This window comes from Pantoea sp. USMM079 (genome assembly GCF_037153115.1).
Lineage (GTDB): Bacteria > Pseudomonadota > Gammaproteobacteria > Enterobacterales > Enterobacteriaceae > Pantoea > Pantoea communis.
In genome coordinates, this window is record NZ_JBBCKX010000005.1 from 83,144 (window position 1) to 103,663 (window position 20,520).

Here is a 20,520-nt window from a genome sequence, read left to right on the forward strand (position 1 = left end):
GCAGCATGACACTTCCGATTGCGAAAAAATGGATGAGCGGAATCGCCTTGTCACTGGCGTTAGCCGGTGCAGCGCAGGCAACAGAGTTGTTGAACAGCTCTTATGATGTCTCGCGCGAGCTGTTCGTTGCCCTGAATGCGCCATTTGAACAACAGTGGAATGCTGCGCACCCCACTGACAAGCTGACGATTAAACAATCGCATGCCGGGTCATCAAAACAGGCACTGGCTATCTTGCAGGGCCTGCGCGCGGACGTGGTGACTTACAACCAGGTGACGGATGTGCAGGTGCTGCATGATAAAGGCAACCTGATTCCAGCCGACTGGCAAACTCGTCTGCCGAACAACAGCTCACCGTTTTACTCCACCATGGCTTTTCTGGTACGCAAAGGGAACCCTAAGCAGATCCATGATTGGTCGGATCTGGCACGAGACAACGTGAAGCTGGTATTCCCGAATCCAAAAACCTCCGGTAATGGCCGTTATACCTATCTGGCCGCCTGGGGCGCAGCCGACCAGGCGGATGGTAAAGACAAAGCCAAAACCGAAGCCTTTATGACGAAATTCCTGAAAAACGTCGAGGTGTTTGATACCGGCGGCCGTGGCGCGACGACCACCTTCGCCGAACGCGGTTTAGGGGATGTGCTGATCAGCTTCGAATCGGAAGTGAACAACATCCGCAATCAGTACGGCAAAGATGACTACGAAGTCATCGTGCCTAAGACCAATATTCTGGCGGAGTTTCCGGTGGCGTGGGTCGACAAAAACGTCGAGCACAACGGCACCGCTGTCGCGGCCAAAGCCTATCTGAATTTCCTCTATTCCCCTGAGGCGCAGAAAATCATTACCGATTTCTATTATCGCGTGAACAATCCACAGCTGATGGCGGAACAGAAAGACCGCTTCCCGCAGACCGCGCTGTTTAATGTGCAGGATGCCTTTGGTGGCTGGGATAACGTGATGAAAACCCATTTTGCCAGCGGCGGTGAGCTGGATAAATTACTGGCAGCGGGGCGCGGTTGATGTTTGCTTTAGCGCAAAAGCGCGTGCTGCCAGGGTTCGGTCTCAGCCTCGGCACCAGCCTGCTGTTTACCTGCCTGATCCTGCTGTTGCCGATCAGCGCACTGCTGATGCAACTGTCCAACATGACACTGGCACAGTATTGGGATGTGGTTACCAATCCGCAGCTGATTGCGGCGTATAAAGTCACGCTGTTGTCAGCGGGCGTGGCGTCCATCTTCAATGCGTTCTTTGGCATGTTAATGGCGTGGATTCTGACCCGTTACCGCTTCCCCGGCCGCGCGTTGCTGGATGGCTTGATGGATCTGCCGTTTGCATTGCCTACCGCCGTTGCCGGTCTGACGCTGGCGGGGTTGTTCTCGGTGAGTGGTTGGTATGGTCAATGGCTGGCTCATTTCGATATTAAAGTCTCCTACACCTGGTTGGGCATTGCGGTGGCGATGGCCTTCACCAGCATCCCGTTTGTGGTGCGCACCGTGCAACCAGTGCTGGAAGAGTTAGGCCCGGAATATGAAGAAGCAGCGGAAACCCTCGGAGCGACACCGTGGCAGAGTTTCCGCCGAGTGGTGCTGCCGGAAGTGGCGCCCGCGCTGTTAGCCGGCACGGCGTTATCTTTCACGCGCAGCCTGGGTGAGTTTGGTGCGGTTATCTTTATTGCGGGTAACATCGCATGGAAAACCGAAGTCACCTCGCTGATGATTTTTGTTCGCCTGCAAGAGTTTGATTATCCGGCGGCCAGTGCTATCGCCTCGGTCATCATGGCCGCTTCGCTGCTGTTGCTGTTCGCGATTAACACCTTGCAGAGCCGCTTTGGCCGTCGCTTAGGAGGCCACTAATGGCGGAGATTTCGCAGATTAATCACGCTGAGCGTCAGCCGGTGAACTGGGGGAAATGGCTGCTGATTGGCGTGGGCGCGCTGGTCTCTTTCCTGCTGCTGGTGGTCCCGATGATCTCCATCTTTTGGGAAGCCCTGAGCCAGGGGGTTATTGCCTCGCTCTCTAATTTAAAAGATGGTGACATGCTGCACGCCATCTGGCTGACGATTCTGGTGGCGCTGATTACCGTGCCGGTCAATCTGGTGTTCGGTACGCTGCTGGCATGGCTGGTAACGCGCTTTACTTTCCCTGGCCGCCAACTGCTGCTGACGCTGTTTGATATTCCTTTTGCCGTGTCACCGGTGGTGGCGGGGCTGATGTATCTGCTGTTCTGGGGCATCAACGGCCCGGCGGGTGGTTGGCTGGATGCGCACAACATCCAGATTATGTTTGCCTGGCCGGGCATGGTGCTGGCCACTATCTTCGTGACCTGTCCGTTTGTGGTGCGCGAACTGGTGCCGGTGATGTTGAGCCAGGGCAGCAATGAAGATGAAGCCGCGGTGCTGTTAGGCGCATCGGGCTGGCAGATGTTCCGCCGCGTGACGTTACCAAACATTCGCTGGGCGCTGATGTACGGCGTGGTGCTTACCAACGCCCGTGCCATTGGTGAGTTTGGTGCGGTCTCGGTGGTATCGGGATCGATTCGCGGTGAGACCTACACCTTACCGCTTCAGGTTGAATTACTGCATCAGGATTACAACACGGTTGGCGCCTTTACCGCGGCTGCATTGTTGACCCTGATGGCCATTTTGACGCTGTTTCTGAAAAGCGTGGTGCAGTGGCGATTAGAGCATCAGCAGAAGCGCCAACAGGAGGAAAATCATGAGCATTGAGATTAAACACATTAACAAAGCGTTCGGCCGTACGCCGGTGCTAAACGATATCTCTCTGGATATTCCTACCGGCAAAATGGTGGCGCTGCTGGGGCCGTCGGGCTCGGGCAAAACCACGCTGCTGCGCATCATCGCGGGTCTGGAGCATCAGAACAGCGGGCAGATTCATTTCCACGGTAAAGATGTCAGCCGCATTCACGCGCGCGATCGTCAGGTCGGCTTCGTGTTCCAGCACTATGCGCTGTTCCGCCATATGACCGTGTTCGATAACATCGCCTTTGGTTTAACCGTGTTGCCGCGCCGCGAGCGCCCATCCGCCGCTGAAATCAAACAGCGAGTGACGCGCCTGCTGGAAATGGTGCAGTTGGCGCATCTCGCCAATCGTTTCCCGGCTCAGCTTTCGGGTGGACAGAAGCAGCGCGTGGCATTGGCGCGTGCGCTGGCAGTGGAACCGCAGATCTTGCTGCTGGATGAACCTTTCGGCGCGCTGGATGCGCAGGTGCGTAAAGAGCTGCGTCGCTGGCTGCGTCAGTTGCATGAAGAGTTGAAATTCACCAGCGTGTTTGTGACGCATGACCAGGAAGAGGCGATGGAAGTCGCAGACAGCGTGGTGGTGATGAGTCAGGGCAATATCGAACAGGTCGGCACGCCGGATGAAGTCTGGCAGGAACCGGCCACCCGCTTTGTGCTGGAGTTCCTCGGCGAAGTGAATCGCTTCGACGGTGAGGTACACGGTTCACAGTTCCATGTGGGGGCGCATCGCTGGCCGCTGGGCTACACGCCCGCGCATCAGGGCGAAGTTGAGCTGTTCCTGCGTCCGTGGGAAGTCGATATCTCACGTCAGAGCAGCCTGGAAACGCCGCTGCCGGTGCAAGTGCTGGAGATCAGTCCACGTGGCCACTTCTGGCAATTAGTGGTGCAGCCGATCGGCTGGCAGGGTGAGGTCTTCTCCGTGGTCTATGACGGCGATCACACCGCTCCGATTCGCGGTGAACGCCTGTTTGTTGGCCTGCAGCAGGCACGACTGTACAACGGCACGACGCCGTTGCGTCCGGTTGCCTTTGCCGAAAGCGCCTGATATTTTTGACACTCCTTCGGGCGGGACTTTCCCGCCCGATTTATTTGCCTCTCTTCTGTCTGGAATCAAACCGTGACCACACTGGAAAATACCATCGGTAATACGCCGTTGATCAGGCTGCAACGCCTGACGCCCGATAACGGCAGTGAAATCTGGTTAAAGCTGGAAGGCAATAATCCGGCCGGTTCGGTAAAAGATCGTGCGGCCTGGTCGATGATTCACCAGGCGGAACTGCGCGGTGACATCAATCCGGGCGATACCCTGATTGAGGCCACCAGTGGCAATACCGGTATCGCACTGGCGATGATCGCGGCGATGAAAGGCTATAGGTTACGCCTGCTGATGCCGGATAACATGAGCCAGGAGCGGCAGGACGCGATGCGTGCCTACGGCGCGGAATTGATTCTGGTGACGCGCGAACAGGGCATGGAAGGCGCACGCGATTTAGCGCAAGAGATGGCCGATCGCGGTGAGGGCCGGGTGTTGGATCAGTTCAATAATCCCGACAATCCCCTCGGCCACTATCTCACCACCGGCCCGGAAATCTGGCAGCAGACGCAGGGCCGCATGACGCATTTTGTCTCCAGTATGGGCACCACGGGCACCATCACCGGCGTTGGACGCTATCTGAAAGAGTTTGCACCCGCCGTGAAAGTCATTGGTTTACAGCCGCAGGAGGGCAGCAGCATTCCGGGCATTCGTCGCTGGCCTGAAGCTTATCTGCCGGGGATTTTCCGTCCTGAGTTAGTGGATGAGGTCATCGATATGGCGCAGCTGGAAGCCGAAAAAACCATGCGTGCGCTAGCGCAACGTGAAGGGATTTTCTGCGGCGTGAGTTCTGGTGGCGCGGTGGCCGGTGCGCTGCGCATCGCTAATGCCCATCCCGGCAGTGTCGTGGTGGCGATAGTTTGCGATCGCGGTGACCGCTATCTCTCCACCGGCGTGTTCCACTGATCTTCTCTTCCCCGCATTTTATCTGGCCTGCGCGTGCTGTTGTGGTGCGACCGGGCCATTTTTGTCTATAGTCTCCCTGATAATCCTCTGGTGTTGGCACTGTAAGGATCGAGTAAAATCGGCTGCGCTCATTGCCAACTCAGGCCAAAATAGCGGCAATTTTGTACGAGAGATAAAGATGAAAATTCTGCTTGTTGATGACGATGTAGAACTTGGCACCATGCTGAGCCAGTACCTGATTGCGGAAGGCTTTGAAACGCAACTGGTTTTAACCGGAACCGCCGGGATTGAAGGGGCGCTGTCGGGCAACTATACCGCGATGATTCTCGACATTATGCTGCCGGATATGAGCGGTATTGATGTGCTGCGTCAGGTGCGCCAGAACAGCCGTTTGCCGGTGATCATGTTGACGGCGAAAGGCGACAATATCGATCGCGTTATCGGCCTGGAAATGGGTGCGGATGATTATGTACCAAAGCCATGCTACCCGCGTGAGCTGGTGGCGCGTCTGCGTGCCGTACTGCGTCGTTTCGAAGATCAGGCACCGGTTCAGGACAAAAAAGAACTGCTGCGCTGGGGTGAGCTGAGCCTGAATCCGGCCACACGCATCACGGAATGGCAGGGCAAAGCCTTTGATCTGACCGCGTCAGAATTCAACCTGCTGGATCTGCTGCTGCGTGCGCCCGATCGCGTGGTGTCGAAGGACGAATTGTCAGAAAAAGGGCTCGGTCGTCCGCGTGAAGCTTACGATCGCAGCGTGGATGTGCACATCAGCAATATCCGCCAGAAGCTGGCCGCGCTCACCGCCGACAGCATCAACATTGAAACTGTGCGCAGTATTGGTTATCGCATTCGATGAAACACAGCTACCGCGGCCGCATGTTCTGGAAGATCTTACTGGGCTTCTGGATCGTATTTGTCATCATCAGCCAGCTGCTGTGGCTTGGTTTTACGCTTTCCGGTAATCGTCACGAACCACCCGAAATTGTGGCTATCCGTCGTATTGTGAATTTACAGATGGCGTCCGCAGTTTCTGTATTGGAGCGCGGCGGACCGAGTTCACTGGATGACATGATGGCCGATTGGGAACCCAACGACCGCCAGTTCTTCTCAGTCATCCAGCATGATAAACCTGCCGCTACGCCCGGCAATGCGCCGCCGGAAACCTTCAGTGAACCTTTCCATGGTCCGTTCCCGGATATCATCGTCCGTTGGGTGAAAGGGCAGGATGGCAAAGAGTACGAGCTGCGTTACGACGTTAAAGGATTGCGCGAGGATAGTTCGATGGGTGGCGGTGGCCCGCGACGTATCCTCAACATCCCAGAGCCGATGTTCACCTTTGCCGGGGCGCTAGGATTACTGTTCAGCTTATTACTGGCCTGGAACCTGACGCGCCCAATGCGCCAGCTGCGTGAAGGCTTTGCCCGCGTATCCAGCGGCGATTTGTCGGTGCGACTCTATCCGGTCATGCGTCGTCGCCATGATGAACTCTCCAGCGTGGCGCAAGACTTTGATGCCATGGTGGAGCGCCTGGATACGCTGGTGAAGGCGCGTGAGGAATTACTGCACGACATCTCCCACGAACTGCGTTCACCGCTGGCGCGCCTGCAACTGGCAACCGGTCTGGCGCGGCAAACGCCGGAATCAGTGGAATCCTCTCTGAACCGCATCGATGAAGAAGCGCGTCGTCTCGACAAGATGATTGGCGAATTGCTGACGCTATCGCGTGCGGAACATGAAAGTATGCCGGGTGAGCAGTATTTCGATCTCACTGGCCTGCTGCACGCGGTGGTCACGGACGTGCGCTATGAGGCACAGATTCCGGGCGTAAAAGTCGACTTTCAGGTCGATGAGAACGCCGACTACACCGTGCACGGCAATGCCGAGTTGATTCGCCGTGGTGTAGAGAACGTCCTGCGTAATGCGTTGCGCTTCTCGCACAAAGGCCAGCATATCAGCGTGAGGCTACAGGCGGAGAATCAATGGCTGGCGATTCGCGTGCGCGATCAGGGCCCGGGCGTTGACGACGAAAAGCTTTCCAGCATCTTCGATCCCTTCGTACGCGTTAATTCGCCACTGATGGGCAAAGGATACGGCTTAGGGCTCTCCATCGTGCGTAAGGTGATTCTGGCGCACCACGGTGAGGTACAGGCGGTCAATCGCCCTGAAGGTGGCTTAGAGCTAACGTTACGATTGCCACGCTGGAAGCAAGACTGAAGGCTTAAGCGCTCACAATCTAACCGCGTTCTTGTGAATCCATAGCAGCGCGCCCATGCAGTCCGGTTAGCACAGGCAAGCGCGCAATGCATTGCGACTCATACTACGAACCTATTCGCACTAAGCCGTGCATCTAACGCAGTAAAAAGCAGCACGCACTGTGTGGAGTAGGGCAGGACGACCGGGCAGAGGAGCAAAGCGTCCCTCGCCATGGATGGCGAGGGACGAGGCCCAGGGATGGTTTATGCCGTCTTTGCGATCTGCCCGGTCGTCCTGACCGACCGCACTAGCCCTAACGCCACTGCACCATCCCTAACGCCACCGGACCCTGCAGTTCCAGCCAGCCACACAAACAAAAACGGCACCCATTGGGTGCCGTTTTTACTATCCAGACGCTGCTTACTTCTTGATGCGGATAACCGGGGTTTCACCCACAGTTACCTGACCGGAGAGTTTGATCAGATCTTTGATTTCGTCCATGTTCGAAATCACAACCGGCGTCAGCGTGGATTTTGCTTTCTCTTCCAGCAGTGGCAGATCAAACTCGATCACCACGTCGCCTTTTTTCACTTTCTGGCCTTCTTCAGCGATACGCTTAAAGCCTTCACCTTTCAGTTCAACCGTATCGATACCGAAGTGGACGAACAGCTCGATGCCGTTGTCAGACTCGATTGAAAAGGCGTGGTTGGTCTCAAAAATCTTGCCGATAGTACCATCAACCGGTGCAACCATTTTGTTGCCAGTCGGTTTAATGGCGATACCATCACCCACGATTTTCTCAGCAAATACCACATCAGGTACGTCTTCGATATTCACGATTTCGCCTGACAGAGGCGCAACGATATCAATAGTCCCTGACGCGCTCTCTGATTTTTCGCCAAAAAGTTTAGAAAACAAACCCATGATCTTCTCCTAAGCAGTAATTTGGGGCCAGCGTCTCGTGGATCAGCAGAGCGTTTTTTCTTTAATGAACTTGTTCACCAGGTTCATTAAATCTTCCGCTGTGGGTTGAGCCAGAGCCTGCTCCGCCAATGCCTTCGCATCTTCGAAATTAGTATTACGAATAATCTTCTTGATGCTCGGGATTGAAATGGCACTCATGCTGAATTCGTCCAGCCCCATTCCCAGTAACAGTAGTGTAGCACGTTCATCACCAGCCAGCTCACCACACATGCCGGTCCATTTCCCTTCGGCATGTGATGCGTCGATCACTTGCTTAATGAGGCCCAAAACAGATGGCGTCATTGGGTTATAGAGGTGTGAAATCAAATCATTACCACGATCGACCGCCAGAGTATACTGCGTCAGGTCATTTGTCCCAATACTAAAGAAGTCGACTTCTTTCGCCAGATGACGCGCAATCACCGCTGAAGCCGGTGTTTCCACCATAATGCCCACTTCAATGGTCTCATCAAAGGCTTTGCCTTCTTCGCGCAGCTGGGTTTTCAGCAGTTCCAGCTCGGCCTTCAGCGCACGCACTTCTTCCACCGAAATGATCATCGGGAACATAATGCGCAGTTTGCCGAAGGATGAGGCACGCAGGATAGCGCGCAACTGTGCATGCAGAATCTCTTTACGATCCATCGCGATACGAATCGCACGCCAGCCGAGGAACGGGTTGTCCTCTTTTGGCAGGTTCATGTACGGCAGATCTTTATCGCCGCCGATGTCCATGGTACGCACGATAACGGCTTGAGAACCCATGGCTTCCGCCACCGCTTTGTAAGCCTGGAACTGCTCTTCTTCGGTGGGCAGTGAATCACGGTCCATAAACAGGAATTCGGTACGATACAGGCCCACGCCTTCCGCACCGTTGCGCTCTGCACCGGCGACATCGCGCACGGTACCAATGTTGGCGCACACTTCCACCTGATGGCCGTCCAGCGTGATAGCGGGCAGATCTTTCAGTTTCGCCAGTTCGTGCTTTTCAGACAGGTATTGCGTCTGAATCGCTTTCAATTCTTCTTGTTCTGCATCGGTAGGATTAACGTAAATCTTGTTATTCACGCCATCGAGGATCAGGAAGTCACCGTTTTTGATTTGCGTGGTGACGTTACCGGTACCGACAATCGCTGGGATCTCCAGAGAACGCGCCATGATGGACGTATGCGAAGTACGGCCACCGATATCGGTGATAAAGCCCAGCACCTTCTTCAGGTTCAGCTGTGCGGTTTCTGACGGCGTTAAATCTTTCGCCACCAGAATAGATTCTTCTGCGATAGCACCCAGGTCGACAATATGCAGACCGAGGATGTTTTGCAGCAGACGCTTACCGATGTCACGCACGTCTGCCGCACGCTCTTTCAGGTATTCGTCGTCGAGTTCTTCCAACGCCTTGGCCTGGCCATCAATGACAGAGTACGCCGCAGCGTCAGCCGTTGCGTGATCTTTCTTAATCAGGTCGATGATTTCCTGCTCAAGCTCTTCGTCTTCGAGCAGCATGATGTGACCTTCAAAGATCGCCGCTTTCTCTTCACCGAGGGTTTCACCGGCTTTGACACGGATGGCTTCGAGCTGTACTGCCGCTTTGCCACGTCCATCAAGGAAGCGTTGAACTTCTTGCTCAACCTGATCGTCAGTAATTTTTTTACGGCTGATGACGATCTCATCTTCCTTCAGCAGAAGTGCTTTGCCGAAAGCGATACCCGGTGATGCTAAAATGCCTGAAATCATAACCCTACCTTTTAATCACGATGGCTCATTGACCCAATGCGTTGCCACTGTCGCGGAACAGTACTCTAAGGAAGCAAGAACGCGGACAGGTTGTCCGCGATCAAGATATTTGCACTCAATGGGGCAAAGGAGTCGGTTTAGTTGCTTGCCTGAGCGGAATTACTCCAGCTCAGCCATCAGTTTCACCAGGTGCTCAACCGCTTGCTGCTCATCTTCACCTTCAGCAGACAGCGTAACAACCGTACCCTGAGTCAGACCCAGAGTCTGCAGTTTGAACAGGCTTTTTGCGCTGGCAGATTTGCCATTAGAGGTCACAGTGATGTCTGACTGGAAAGCCTTAGCTTCTTTCACGAACTGAGCTGCAGGACGGGTATGAAGGCCGTTAGGTGCGGTAATGGTAACTTCTTGCTGGAACATTCTATTTCCCCAACTTTATCAGGTTTGGTGTTATGGATCTAAAGTCTAGCCTGGAGCCGTCACTTTAGCCTGTATAGGTGCGCTGGTGTGGCATTAAGCTGACCAAAAAATGCGCTTAGTAATGTGCGTCTTTCAGCAGCAGATCAAAAACTGTGCGAAAAGGTCACCTTGCTAAGTATGCCGTGATTCGCCGTTTCGCCAAATCAGTAATTCCATTCAGCTTGATCCACTTCAAAGCCAGATTAATTTCAGGCACCGAAATAATTGGGAGCTTAAATACCAGAGCCGCGTCATTGAAATCAATCTGTCTGGTGATAAAAGTGAGATCTGCGCCACAAAAAAGCACCCATTCGGGTGCTTTTTTCATCGTTTTCAGACTATGGCGGTTACTGCTGCAGCTCTTTTTCAGTGAACAGATCGGCAAACAGGGCGGTACTTAAATAGCGCTCGCCAGAGGAGGGCAGGATCACCACAATATTCTTATTGGCGAATGCTTCGTCTTCCTGCAGTTTCAGTGCTGCAGCCACTGCCGCACCTGAAGAGATACCGGCCAGAATGCCTTCTTCTTCCATCAGCTGACGCGCGGTGCTGATGGCTTCTTCGTTGGTAATCGCAACGACCCGATCAACCAGTTTCAGGTCAAGGTTGCCAGGAATGAAACCTGCGCCGATGCCCTGAATTTTGTGTGGGCCCGGCTTGATCTCTTCACCCGCGATAGCCTGAGCGATAACCGGAGAGTCAGTCGGCTCTACGGCTACAGTGATTAAGTCTTTTTTGCCTTTGGTGTTCTTGATGTAACGGCTCACGCCTGTCAGCGTGCCGCCGGTGCCCACGCCCGCAATGAACACATCCACTTCACCGTCGGTGTCTTCCCAGATTTCCGGGCCGGTGGTTTTCTCATGGATCTCCGGGTTAGCCGGATTGCTGAACTGCTGCAGCAGCACAAATTTATCCGGATCGCTGGCAACGATTTCCTCGGCTTTAGCAATGGCACCTTTCATACCTTTTGCGCCTTCGGTCAGCACCAGATTCGCGCCCAGTGCTTTCAGCAGCTTGCGACGTTCAACAGACATGGTCTCTGGCATGGTCAGCGTGAGTTTGTAACCGCGAGCGGCGGCCACGTAAGCCAGTGCAATACCGGTGTTACCGCTGGTTGGCTCAACCAGTTCAACGCCCGGCTTTAAGATTCCGCGTTTTTCTGCGTCCCAAATCATATTGGCACCGATACGGCATTTGACGCTGAAGCTCGGGTTACGCGATTCGACCTTCGCCAGGATGCGTCCATTACCGATGCGGTTCAGTCGAACCAGCGGCGTATGACCAATTGTCAGAGAGTTGTCTTCATAGATCTTACTCATAGCTCGTCCTTAACTGTATGAAATATTGGGAACCCTCAGAGCATACCTGTTCTTCCGGTGTGCGGAAGGAAAGAAATCGCATATCTATATAGCCCACAACCATAAGCCTTACGCAAAAATGCATAAGGCTTTTTGAAGCTTTAGTGACGTGCATGCTGTAGGCGGTAGCGATCAACCCACATCGCAGTCGCGCCACATACGGCCACTGGCATGATGGCCAGATTCAGAATCGGTATCATGGTGAACAAACTGACCAGCGCGCCAAATTGCATGTTCGCCGTTTTATGCTGACGTAACGCACTACGCATCTGCTGAAAACTCACTTTGTGGTTATCAAACGGATAGTCGCAGTACTGCACCGACAGCATCCACGCGCTAAACAGAAACCATAATACCGGTGCCACCGTTTGTCCAAAACCGGGGATAAAGTAAAGCAGCAGCAGTCCCAGTGCACGCGGTAAATAGTAGCCAAGCTTCTGTAATTCGCGCTTCATGATGCGCGGGATATCTTTAACCATCGCCATCCAACCGCTATCCGGCAGCGGGTGACCGGTGAGGCGACCTTCCAGTTGCTCAGCCAGCAATCCACAAAAGGGGGCGGCAATCCAGTTCGCGATGGTGGAGAAGAAGTAGCTGAATACCAGCACAATCGATATGACGGAAAGCGGCCACAGCAAATAACTGAGCCACTGCAACCAATCAGGGATATGTGACATCAAGGCCGGAATCCACTCTCCGAGCCGTTGAAACAGCCAGATAAAGGCGCCTCCCAGCAGCAAAATGTTCACCAGCAGAGGAATAATGACGTAACGACGAATGCCAGGCAGACGTACCAGTCTCCAGCCTTCGGCAAAGTAATGAATACCATTTAATGATGAGGGCGATTTCTCAACGGGCATAGCGAGCCTTTCTCCTTTATGTGGCGGCGCGAACATCATAACCTGGCTTTTTGTCGGTGGCAGGCGCACTTTGCGCGAAAAATCAGCAAAAAAGCGTGGGGCAGCTATCTTATTTGTCAGAAAATACTGCACAGACTTGCACTTGTTTAGCTGGGCAAATACAGTTAGAGGATAAAGTTTGCCGTGGTGGCAAGGTATTGGAACAACAGAGAATACAATGATGCAGGATTTGCGTCTGATATTAATCGTTGTTGGCGCGATCGCCATAATAGCGTTGCTACTTCACGGACTGTGGACCAGCCGTAAAGAGCGCTCTTCCGTGTTTCGCGATCGCCCGCACAAACGTCTGAAACAGCGCGAAGAAGCGGATGAAGATCTGCTGAGCGAAGAAGATGATGATGGTGTCGGCGAAGTGCGTGTCCGTCGTAATCGTGACGCGCATGTCGAATCCGAATTCGACGCACCTGTGACGAAGCCTGTCAGCGCGCCACGTGCGCCTGAACCTGCGCGTCAGCCATTCCCGCGTCATGAAACCCCATTGATGGGTGATCCGCTGCTGGATGATGAGCCGGAAGTGCGTCAGCCTACCCCTGCGCCTCAGCAGCCGGTAGCAAGACCGGCGCCAGCGCCGCAGCCAAAACCTCAGCCCCAGCCCGTTCAGGCCGATCCGTTATTGGATAATGAGCCACTGTCACCGACTCAGCCTGCGCCTGAATTCCAGGCTGCTGAAGAGCCAGAATACGAAGAAGAAGTGCCGGTTGCTCATGAAGAACCTCAGAAGCCTGCCGCTTCTACCCAGAGAAAAAATGAAGCGGTACTGGTGCTGCATGTTGCCGCCCACGCCGGCGGTGAACTGAACGGTGAAGCTCTGTTGCAAGGTATTTTGCAAGCGGGCTTCCAGTTTGGTGAGATGAATATTTTCCATCGTCACCTGAGCCCAGCGGGCAGCGGCCCTGTGCTGTTCAGTCTGGCAAATATGGTGAAACCGGGTTCCTTTAATCCCGATACCATGGGCGATTTCAGCACGCCAGGTATCTCCATCTTTATGATGGTGCCGTCGTATGGCGATGCGAACCAAAACTTCAAGCTGATGCTGCAATCTGCCCAGCGTATTGCGGACGATGTCGGCGGGGTTGTGCTGGATGATGAGCGTCGCATGATGACGCCACAGAAGCTGGAAACTTATAAAGCGCGTATTCGCGAAGTTATCGGCTGATAGCCGCGAGCAAAATCAAATATTAACGAAACAACCCCCGCATGTCGGGGGTTTTTTATCGGATAAAACACTATGAAATCGGTTCAGGAGCAGATCACCGCGCTGCGCACCTCGTTACGTCACCATGAGTACCTCTATCACGTGATGGATACGCCGGAAATTCCGGATGCAGAATATGACCGACTGATGCAGCAATTGCGTGAACTGGAAGCGGCACATCCCGATCTCATTACCCCGGATTCGCCGACTCAGCGCGTGGGCGCAGCACCGCTGGCCGCCTTCGAACAGGTGCGCCATGAAGTGCCGATGCTGTCACTCGACAACACTTTCGATGAAGCCGGTTTCCTGGCCTTTAATAAACGTGTGCAGGATCGCCTGAAAAGCAGCGATGATTTGACCTACTGTTGCGAACTGAAGCTGGATGGTCTGGCGGTCAGCCTGTTGTATGAAGATGGGCTGCTGGTGCGTGCGGCGACACGCGGTGATGGCACCACGGGCGAGAATATTACCGCCAACGTGCGCACTATCCATGCCATTCCGCTGCGCCTGCACGGCGACAATATTCCTGCACGTGTCGAAGTACGTGGTGAAGTCTTTATGACCGAAGCGGGCTTCGAGAAACTCAATGAGGATGCACGTCGCACCGGCGCGAAAGTGTTTGCCAACCCGCGCAACGCCGCGGCGGGATCGCTACGTCAGCTCGATCCGCGCATTACCGCTAAACGTTCTCTGACTTTCTTCTGTTACGGTTTCGGCCTGCTGGAAGGCGGTGACATGCCCGCCAGCCACTGGCAGCGTCTGCAGCAATTTAAAGCCTGGGGTTTACCGGTCAGCGACCGTATTCGTCTGGCGCATACCGCGGAAGAGGTGCTGGAATTTTATCGTCAGGTTGAGCAGGATCGCCCGACACTCGGATTCGATATTGATGGCGTGGTCATCAAGGTCGATTCGCAGGCACTGCAGGAACAATTAGGCTTTGTCGCCCGCGCCCCGCGCTGGGCCGTTGCTTTTAAATTCCCGGCGCAGGAGCAGATGACCTTCGTGCGCGATGTTGAATTCCAGGTGGGACGTACCGGCGCGATTACGCCTGTTGCGCGTCTGGAGCCGGTGCAGGTAGCCGGCGTGGTGGTGAGTAATGCCACACTGCACAACGCCGATGAAATCGCGCGTCTTGGCCTGCGCATTGGCGACAAAGTGGTGATTCGCCGCGCCGGAGATGTGATTCCGCAGGTGGTCAACGTAGTGGAATCTGAACGACCGGATGATACCCGTGAAATCGTCTTCCCCAGCCATTGCCCGGTGTGTGGCTCGGATGTCGAGCGCGTGGAAGGCGAAGCCGTTACCCGTTGTACCGGTGGGCTGATTTGTGGTGCCCAGCGTAAAGAGGCGCTCAAACATTTTGTTTCTCGTCGTGCGATGGATGTTGACGGCATGGGCGACAAAATCATCGATCAGCTGGTCGAAAAAGAGTACGTACAAACACCTGCCGATCTGTTCCGTCTGACGGCGGGCAAGCTGACGGGACTGGATCGCATGGGGCCGAAATCGGCACAAAATGTGGTGGATGCGCTCGAAAAAGCGAAACTCACCACGCTGCCTCGCTTCCTGTATGCGCTGGGGATTCGTGAAGTCGGTGAAGCCACTGCGGCCAATCTGGCCAATCATTTTGGCGATCTTGAGAAGGTGATGAACGCCGATCTGGATGCGCTGATTGCGGTGCAGGACGTGGGTAAAGTCGTGGCCGCGCATGTGCGCAACTTTATGGAAGAAGAGAGCAATCGCGAAGTCATCCGCGAACTCACCCAAGAGGTGGGCGTGCATTGGCCACAGCTGGAAGTGGTAAATGTTGAAGAGATCGACAGCCCTTTTGCTGGCAAGACCGTGGTGCTGACCGGATCGCTGTCACAGATGAATCGCGATGATGCCAAAGAACGTTTAGTTGCGCTGGGCGCGAAAGTGAGCGGCAGCGTGTCGAAGAAAACAGACTTACTGATTGCTGGCGAAGCTGCGGGTTCCAAACTGGCGAAAGCGCAGGAGCTCGGTATTCCGGTGATTGACGAAGCGGAAATGATTCGGCTGCTGGGAGCCTAACGTGGACAAACATCAGCTGGTTGAAATCGCCAATACCGCTATGCCGTTCGGCAAGTATAAAGGCCGCATGCTGATTGATGTGCCAGAAGAGTATCTGCTGTGGTTTGCGCGTAAAAACGAATTTCCGGCAGGGAAGCTGGGCGAGCTGATGCAGCTGACCCTGGCGATCAAAATAGAAGGATTGCAGGGGTTAGTTAAACCGCTGAAGCGCAGTGAATAACAAAACGGCCCGCAATTGCGGGCCGTTTGCTTAGGATTTTTGTGCTTCGACTTGCTGCTGTGCCAGCCGCTTCTCATTGCCCGCTTTATAGCGTTGAGCGATGAAGGAGCAGACCATCAACTGCACCTGATGGAAGATCATCAGCGGCAGCACGATAATCCCCACTGAGCTGGCCGGGAACAGGATATTGGCCATTGGCACGCCATTGGCGAGACTCTTTTTCGAACCACAGAACAGCACCACGATTTCATCGGCGCGGCTGAAACCAAACAGACGCGAGGCACCCAGGTTAATCGCCAGCGCGGCAAACAGAATCAGCACGCTGCCTGCCAGAATCCACAACAGCGTATCCACACCCACGCGATGCCAGATACCATTGACCACCGCTTCACTGAACGCGGAGTAGACCACTAACAGAATCGAGGTCTGGTCGGTTTTACCAATCAGGCTGCGATGTTTTTCCACCCAGTCGCCAATCCAGCGACGTGACATATGACCAATCACAAACGGCACCAGCAGTTGCAGCATGATTTTGCCAATCTGCTCCAGACCGTTGCTCGGCGCATCGCTATGGACGTTCATCACCAGATTCACCAGCAGCGGCGAGATGAATACGCCCAGCAGGCTGGATGCCGAAGCGGCACAAACCGCAGCCGCCACGTTCCCCCCCGCCATGGAGGTGAAGGCAATCGCAGACTGCACGGTGGCAGGCAGAATACACAGATAAATGAAGCCGGTATAAATCTCTGGCCCGACGTTCACCGGATGCCACCACACCAGCAGCAAGCCAAGAATCGGGAACACCACGAAAGTGCTGCACATGATCCACAGATGCAAACGCCAGTGGCTGCTGCCGGCAATGATTTTCTCGCGTGACAGCTTGGCACCGTGCATAAAGAACAGCAGGGCGATGGCGGCGGTGGTCAGGTATTCAAAGAAATCGACAAACCCGCCTTTGGCCGGGATGAAGCTGGCCAACAGCACAGTGATGATAAGTTTGACCATCATCGGGTCGAGTCGTAAAAAGCCCATTGTTACAATCCGGTTAAAATAAAAAAGATGGTGCTGATTGTGCGCCAGCCAGGTTTAGAAATAAAATTGATTTATTGCATCAATCTATGAGCGATATCGATGAATTACACCTTACGTCAGTTACGCACCTTTGTGGCTGTGGCGCAGCAGGGCAGTTTTAGCCAGGCAGGGCAGGCGATTGGGCTCAGCCAGTCGGCGGTCAGCCACAGTATTAAAGAGCTGGAAGCGGAAATGGGCGTGCGTTTGCTGGATCGCACCACGCGTGAAGTGATGCTGACGGAAGCGGGGCACCAGCTGGCATCGCGGCTGGAACGTTTGCTGGAGGAGTTAAACACGACGCTGCTGGATGTGCGCAGTTACGGTGAGCAGCGCAGTGGCACCGTACGTGTTGCCGCCAGCCAGACACCTTCGGCAAATCTAATGCCGCAGTGTCTGGCGAGTAGCCAGCAACGTTATCCGGATATCCGCGTCATCCTGCACGATCGCGCTCAGCAGTCAGTGCTGCAAAGCGTGCGCAATGCGGAGGTGGATTTTGGCATTGTCATCGGGCCGCTAGGGGATGCCGATCTGGATTACGAAGCGATTTTGCAGGAGCCGTTCTTATTGTTGTGCCATGCGGATGATGTTTTGGCCCAGGTCGAGCGAGCGGAATGGACGATGCTGGCGGGGCGCAACCTGGTTTTGCAGGATTATGCTTCAGGAAGTCGTCTTCTGGTGGATGCGGCGCTGCAGCAGTTATCGATTCAGGTGCAGGTGGTGCAGGAAATTGGTCATCCCGCCACGCTGTTTCCGATGGTGGAAGCCGGTATTGGCATCAGCATTTTGCCTGCGCTGGCGTTACCGCTGCCGGCGGGGCGGAAACTGACGGTGCGACGCCTCTATCCGGAAATCCATCGAAATCTGATGCTGATTAAACGCAAAAATCGCTCTCTGACACCCGCTGCGGAAGCGATCTGGCAGGAAGTGCGCCAACAAGCAGGCCTGCTGGCGCAACAACGTGCTCTCAAACCGGCGTTTTAGACGTAAACGTTGATCTGATTGGTCTCGGTCGGACGGTTAATGCCATCGGCTTTCTGGGCGCTGGTGGCACTTTCCGTCGTGGGCTGCTGTGCTTCTTGTTTCTGTTGTGCTTTTTCTGCTGCCTGCTGCTCGATTTGTGCAATCTGCGCTTCAATCATCTGAATCTGCGATTGCAACATCTGTTCCTGTTCAGATTTTTGCTCATCTGTCAGGGAGTCATCACTGGATAAATCTCTAATTTCTTTGGTGATGCTTTGAATCTGTTTATTCAGGCTGGCAATTTCTGACGTTGAACCGCTACCGCTGCTTGCGGTACTGACACTGCTAACACTTGAGATAGTAGACATGGTTTTCTCCTTGCAATAGACCATTATCGTTATCGGCAAGGGGATAAAACGGCTTGAGCACACAAAGCGTTAAGTGTTTGCAAAGGTTTTGTGAGGGTGGGTAAATAGCAGATAGCAAAAAGGCGCCTTTAGGGCGCCTTTCTACATTGGTGGGTCGTGCAGGATTCGAACCTGCGACCAATTGATTAAAAGTCAACTGCTCTACCAACTGAGCTAACGACCCGAAGTGGTGGGCGATGACGGGCTCGAACCGCCGACCCCCTCCGTGTAAAGGAGATGCTCTACCAACTGAGCTAATCGCCCACTTCGGAACTGCTTAACAAGAGTGTCATCTGACTAAGATATGGTGGGCGATGACGGGCTCGAACCGCCGACCCCCTCCGTGTAAAGGAGATGCTCTACCAACTGAGCTAATCGCCCATATCTTACTCTTCAAACTCTTGTACACTGCGAGCCACTTTTAGAGTGGTGGGTGATGACGGGCTCGAACCGCCGACCCCCTCCGTGTAAAGGAGATGCTCTACCAACTGAGCTAATCACCCCCGCTGTGTGGAGTCGCATTATAGGGATCCTTCGAAGTGAGTCAACGCTTTTTAAAACATAAATGTGCGTTCGCTTTAAATTTAGGCAGCATGCCGCGCTTTTAGCCAATGTGCTGGTTTTATTAGCAGAAAAACGCACTTCAATCTGTGATGCCGCCGCGAGAGTCATTGAGGAAAGCGTCCCACCTGCTAGAATATGCGCACTGTTTTTTCGCGTTAACCCGTTTTTTTGTCATCCAGACAAAGAAACCTGCGCATCTAAGGCAATGCTGAATGAAAATCAAAACTCGCTTCGCACCCAGCCCAACGGGCTACCTGCATGTGGGCGGTGCCCGTACTGCTCTTTATTCCTGGCTTTATGCTCGCCATAACAATGGCGAATTCGTTCTGCGTATCGAAGATACCGATCTGGAACGTTCAACGCCGGAAGCCATTGAAGCCATCATGGATGGCATGAACTGGCTCAACCTGCAGTGGGATGAAGGCCCGTACTATCAGACGAAGCGCTTTGATCGTTACAACGCGGTCATCGATGAGATGGTAGAAGCAGGTACGGCTTATAAATGCTACTGCTCTAAAGAGCGTTTAGAAGCGCTGCGTGAAGAGCAGATGGCGAAAGGCGAGAAGCCACGTTATGACGGCCGTTGCCGTGATAGCCATGAACATCATGCGACGGATGAGCCTTGCGTGGTGCGTTTCCGTAACCCACAAGAGGGTTCGGTGATTTTCGATGACCAGATCCGTGGCCCGATTGAATTCAGCAACCAGGAGCTGGATGATCTGATCATCCGTCGTACCGATGGTTCACCGACCTACAATTTCTGTGTGGTGGTGGATGACTGGGATATGGGCATCACTCACGTGATCCGTGGTGAAGACCACATCAACAACACGCCACGCCAGATCAACATCCTTAAAGCGATTGGTGCAGAAGTGCCAACTTACGCGCACGTCTCCATGATCCTGGGTGATGACAGTAAAAAGCTGTCGAAACGTCATGGCGCGGTGGGTGTGATGCAGTACCGTGATGACGGTTATCTGCCGGAAGCGCTGCTCAACTATCTGGTGCGTCTGGGCTGGTCACATGGCGATCAGGAGATTTTCAGCGTGGCAGAGATGGCCGAGCTGTTTACTCTGGATGCCGTGAGCAAGTCTGCCAGTGCGTTTAACACCGAAAAACTGCAGTGGCTGAACCATCACTACATTAATACGCTGCCGCCAGAATACGTGGCAACGCAGCTGCAGTGGCACATCGAGCAACAGAATATCGATACCCGCACCGGTCCGGAACTGGCGAAGCTGGTGACGCTGCTGGGTGAGCGTTGCAAAACGCTGGTCGAGATCGCGGCCTCTTGTCGTTACTTCTATGAAGAGTTTGAAGCCTTTGATGCTGACGCGGCGAAGAAACATCTGCGCCCTGTTGCGCGTCAGCCGCTGGAAGTGGTGCGTGACAAACTGGCTGCGCTGAGCGACAGCGAGTGGAATGCCGAGAATGTGCACAATGCGATTCAGGGTGCTGCTGATGCGCTGGAATTGGGTATGGGCAAAGTGGGCATGCCACTGCGCGTGGCGGTCACCGGTGCAGGCCAGTCTCCGGCACTGGATGTGACGGTCGAAGCGATTGGCCGCAGCCGCAGCGTAGCCCGTATCGAAAAAGCGCTGGCCTTCATTGCTGAGCGTGAAGCCCAGGCTTAATTGAGTTAGCGGCAGCCTGTAACGTTGCCGCTTC

20 protein-coding genes and 4 tRNA genes are annotated in these 20,520 nt (G+C 54.3%); 12 read left to right on the forward strand and 12 right to left on the reverse strand.

Annotated elements, in window-relative coordinates; translation table 11 throughout:
• The first annotated feature begins 5 nt into the window (after positions 1-5).
• From WFP70_RS10030 to WFP70_RS10060, 7 genes are all read left to right on the forward strand, one after another.
• The gene (locus WFP70_RS10030; protein WP_337023346.1) at positions 6-1,022 is read left to right on the forward strand and encodes a sulfate ABC transporter substrate-binding protein; all 1,017 of its coding nucleotides are present in this window, start codon (positions 6-8) and stop codon (positions 1,020-1,022) included.
• Positions 1,022-1,855, forward strand: coding sequence for a sulfate/thiosulfate ABC transporter permease CysT (cysT, locus tag WFP70_RS10035; RefSeq protein WP_034825859.1), 834 nt, complete (start codon positions 1,022-1,024; stop codon positions 1,853-1,855). The genes WFP70_RS10030 and cysT overlap by 1 nt, the downstream gene beginning before the upstream one ends.
• Positions 1,855-2,727: a sulfate/thiosulfate ABC transporter permease CysW gene (gene cysW / locus WFP70_RS10040; protein ID WP_160869744.1), complete on the forward strand. Its 873-nt coding sequence runs from the start codon at positions 1,855-1,857 to the stop codon at positions 2,725-2,727. Before cysT ends, cysW begins: the two co-directional genes overlap by 1 nt.
• The gene (gene cysA, locus WFP70_RS10045) at positions 2,717-3,805 is read left to right on the forward strand and encodes a sulfate/thiosulfate ABC transporter ATP-binding protein CysA (protein WP_283215498.1); all 1,089 of its coding nucleotides are present in this window, start codon (positions 2,717-2,719) and stop codon (positions 3,803-3,805) included. The genes cysW and cysA overlap by 11 nt, the downstream gene beginning before the upstream one ends.
• 72 nt (positions 3,806-3,877) lie before the next feature.
• Positions 3,878-4,759, forward strand: coding sequence for a cysteine synthase CysM (gene cysM, locus WFP70_RS10050; RefSeq protein WP_337023345.1), 882 nt, complete (start codon positions 3,878-3,880; stop codon positions 4,757-4,759).
• A gap of 178 nt (positions 4,760-4,937) precedes the next feature.
• Entirely contained in the window at positions 4,938-5,618 is a 681-nt protein-coding gene (locus tag WFP70_RS10055; protein WP_034825869.1) for a response regulator transcription factor, read from the forward strand.
• Positions 5,615-6,976 (forward strand): ATP-binding protein, encoded by a 1,362-nt coding sequence (locus WFP70_RS10060; RefSeq protein ID WP_097118557.1) that lies wholly within the window; start codon positions 5,615-5,617, stop codon positions 6,974-6,976. The genes WFP70_RS10055 and WFP70_RS10060 overlap by 4 nt, the downstream gene beginning before the upstream one ends.
• Positions 6,977-7,375: 399 nt before the next feature.
• Here WFP70_RS10060 and crr read toward each other — a convergent pair whose 3' ends face one another.
• From crr to cysZ, 6 genes are all read right to left on the reverse strand, one after another.
• Positions 7,376-7,879: a PTS glucose transporter subunit IIA gene (crr, locus tag WFP70_RS10065; protein ID WP_034825872.1), complete on the reverse strand. Its 504-nt coding sequence runs from the start codon at positions 7,877-7,879 to the stop codon at positions 7,376-7,378.
• Positions 7,880-7,921: 42 nt separating this feature from the next.
• A complete protein-coding gene (gene ptsI / locus WFP70_RS10070) occupies positions 7,922-9,649 on the reverse strand; it encodes a phosphoenolpyruvate-protein phosphotransferase PtsI (RefSeq protein ID WP_034825874.1) in 1,728 nt (575 codons plus the stop codon).
• A 159-nt stretch (positions 9,650-9,808) separates the two neighbouring features.
• Positions 9,809-10,066, reverse strand: coding sequence for a phosphocarrier protein Hpr (gene ptsH, locus WFP70_RS10075; protein ID WP_034825876.1), 258 nt, complete (start codon positions 10,064-10,066; stop codon positions 9,809-9,811).
• Positions 10,067-10,229: 163 nt separating this feature from the next.
• Positions 10,230-10,433, reverse strand: coding sequence for a hypothetical protein (locus WFP70_RS10080; protein WP_160869738.1), 204 nt, complete (start codon positions 10,431-10,433; stop codon positions 10,230-10,232).
• Between the two features lie 19 nt (positions 10,434-10,452).
• Complete coding sequence (gene cysK / locus WFP70_RS10085; RefSeq protein ID WP_034825880.1) at positions 10,453-11,424, reverse strand: cysteine synthase A; 972 nt, start codon at positions 11,422-11,424, stop codon at positions 10,453-10,455.
• Between the two features lie 140 nt (positions 11,425-11,564).
• Entirely contained in the window at positions 11,565-12,323 is a 759-nt protein-coding gene (gene cysZ / locus WFP70_RS10090; RefSeq protein ID WP_058959067.1) for a sulfate transporter CysZ, read from the reverse strand.
• Between the two features lie 217 nt (positions 12,324-12,540).
• Between cysZ and zipA the strand changes: the two genes are divergently transcribed.
• The 3 genes from zipA (at position 12,541) to WFP70_RS10105 (ending at position 15,850) form a co-directional block, all read left to right on the forward strand.
• Positions 12,541-13,539 (forward strand): cell division protein ZipA, encoded by a 999-nt coding sequence (zipA, locus tag WFP70_RS10095; protein ID WP_337023344.1) that lies wholly within the window; start codon positions 12,541-12,543, stop codon positions 13,537-13,539.
• 72 nt (positions 13,540-13,611) lie between these two features.
• Positions 13,612-15,630: an NAD-dependent DNA ligase LigA gene (ligA, locus tag WFP70_RS10100; RefSeq protein ID WP_058959065.1), complete on the forward strand. Its 2,019-nt coding sequence runs from the start codon at positions 13,612-13,614 to the stop codon at positions 15,628-15,630.
• A 1-nt stretch (position 15,631) separates the two neighbouring features.
• Positions 15,632-15,850, forward strand: a complete 219-nt coding sequence (locus tag WFP70_RS10105; protein WP_038645584.1) for a DUF3820 family protein — start codon at positions 15,632-15,634, stop codon at positions 15,848-15,850.
• A 30-nt stretch (positions 15,851-15,880) separates the two neighbouring features.
• On the opposite strand, the gene WFP70_RS10110 is transcribed toward WFP70_RS10105, so the two are convergent.
• Positions 15,881-16,882: a bile acid:sodium symporter family protein gene (locus WFP70_RS10110; RefSeq protein WP_337023343.1), complete on the reverse strand. Its 1,002-nt coding sequence runs from the start codon at positions 16,880-16,882 to the stop codon at positions 15,881-15,883.
• 99 nt (positions 16,883-16,981) lie between these two features.
• On the opposite strand from WFP70_RS10110, the gene WFP70_RS10115 reads away from it, so the two are divergent.
• Positions 16,982-17,902: a LysR family transcriptional regulator gene (locus WFP70_RS10115; protein ID WP_058959064.1), complete on the forward strand. Its 921-nt coding sequence runs from the start codon at positions 16,982-16,984 to the stop codon at positions 17,900-17,902.
• Here WFP70_RS10115 and WFP70_RS10120 read toward each other — a convergent pair.
• The 5 genes from WFP70_RS10120 to WFP70_RS10140 form a co-directional block, all read right to left on the reverse strand.
• Entirely contained in the window at positions 17,899-18,249 is a 351-nt protein-coding gene (locus WFP70_RS10120; RefSeq protein WP_337023342.1) for a FlxA-like family protein, read from the reverse strand. The genes WFP70_RS10115 and WFP70_RS10120 overlap by 4 nt on opposite strands.
• Before the next feature lie 147 nt (positions 18,250-18,396).
• Positions 18,397-18,472 (reverse strand) — tRNA-Lys (locus WFP70_RS10125).
• Positions 18,473-18,476: 4 nt separating this feature from the next.
• Positions 18,477-18,552 (reverse strand) — tRNA-Val (locus WFP70_RS10130).
• Positions 18,553-18,593: 41 nt separating this feature from the next.
• A tRNA-Val gene (locus WFP70_RS10135) sits at positions 18,594-18,669 on the reverse strand.
• Positions 18,670-18,715: 46 nt separating this feature from the next.
• Positions 18,716-18,791 (reverse strand) — tRNA-Val (locus WFP70_RS10140).
• Positions 18,792-19,064: 273 nt separating this feature from the next.
• Between WFP70_RS10140 and gltX the strand changes: the two genes are divergently transcribed.
• The gene (gltX, locus tag WFP70_RS10145; RefSeq protein WP_337023341.1) at positions 19,065-20,486 is read left to right on the forward strand and encodes a glutamate--tRNA ligase; all 1,422 of its coding nucleotides are present in this window, start codon (positions 19,065-19,067) and stop codon (positions 20,484-20,486) included.
• Positions 20,487-20,520: the final 34 nt, after the last annotated feature.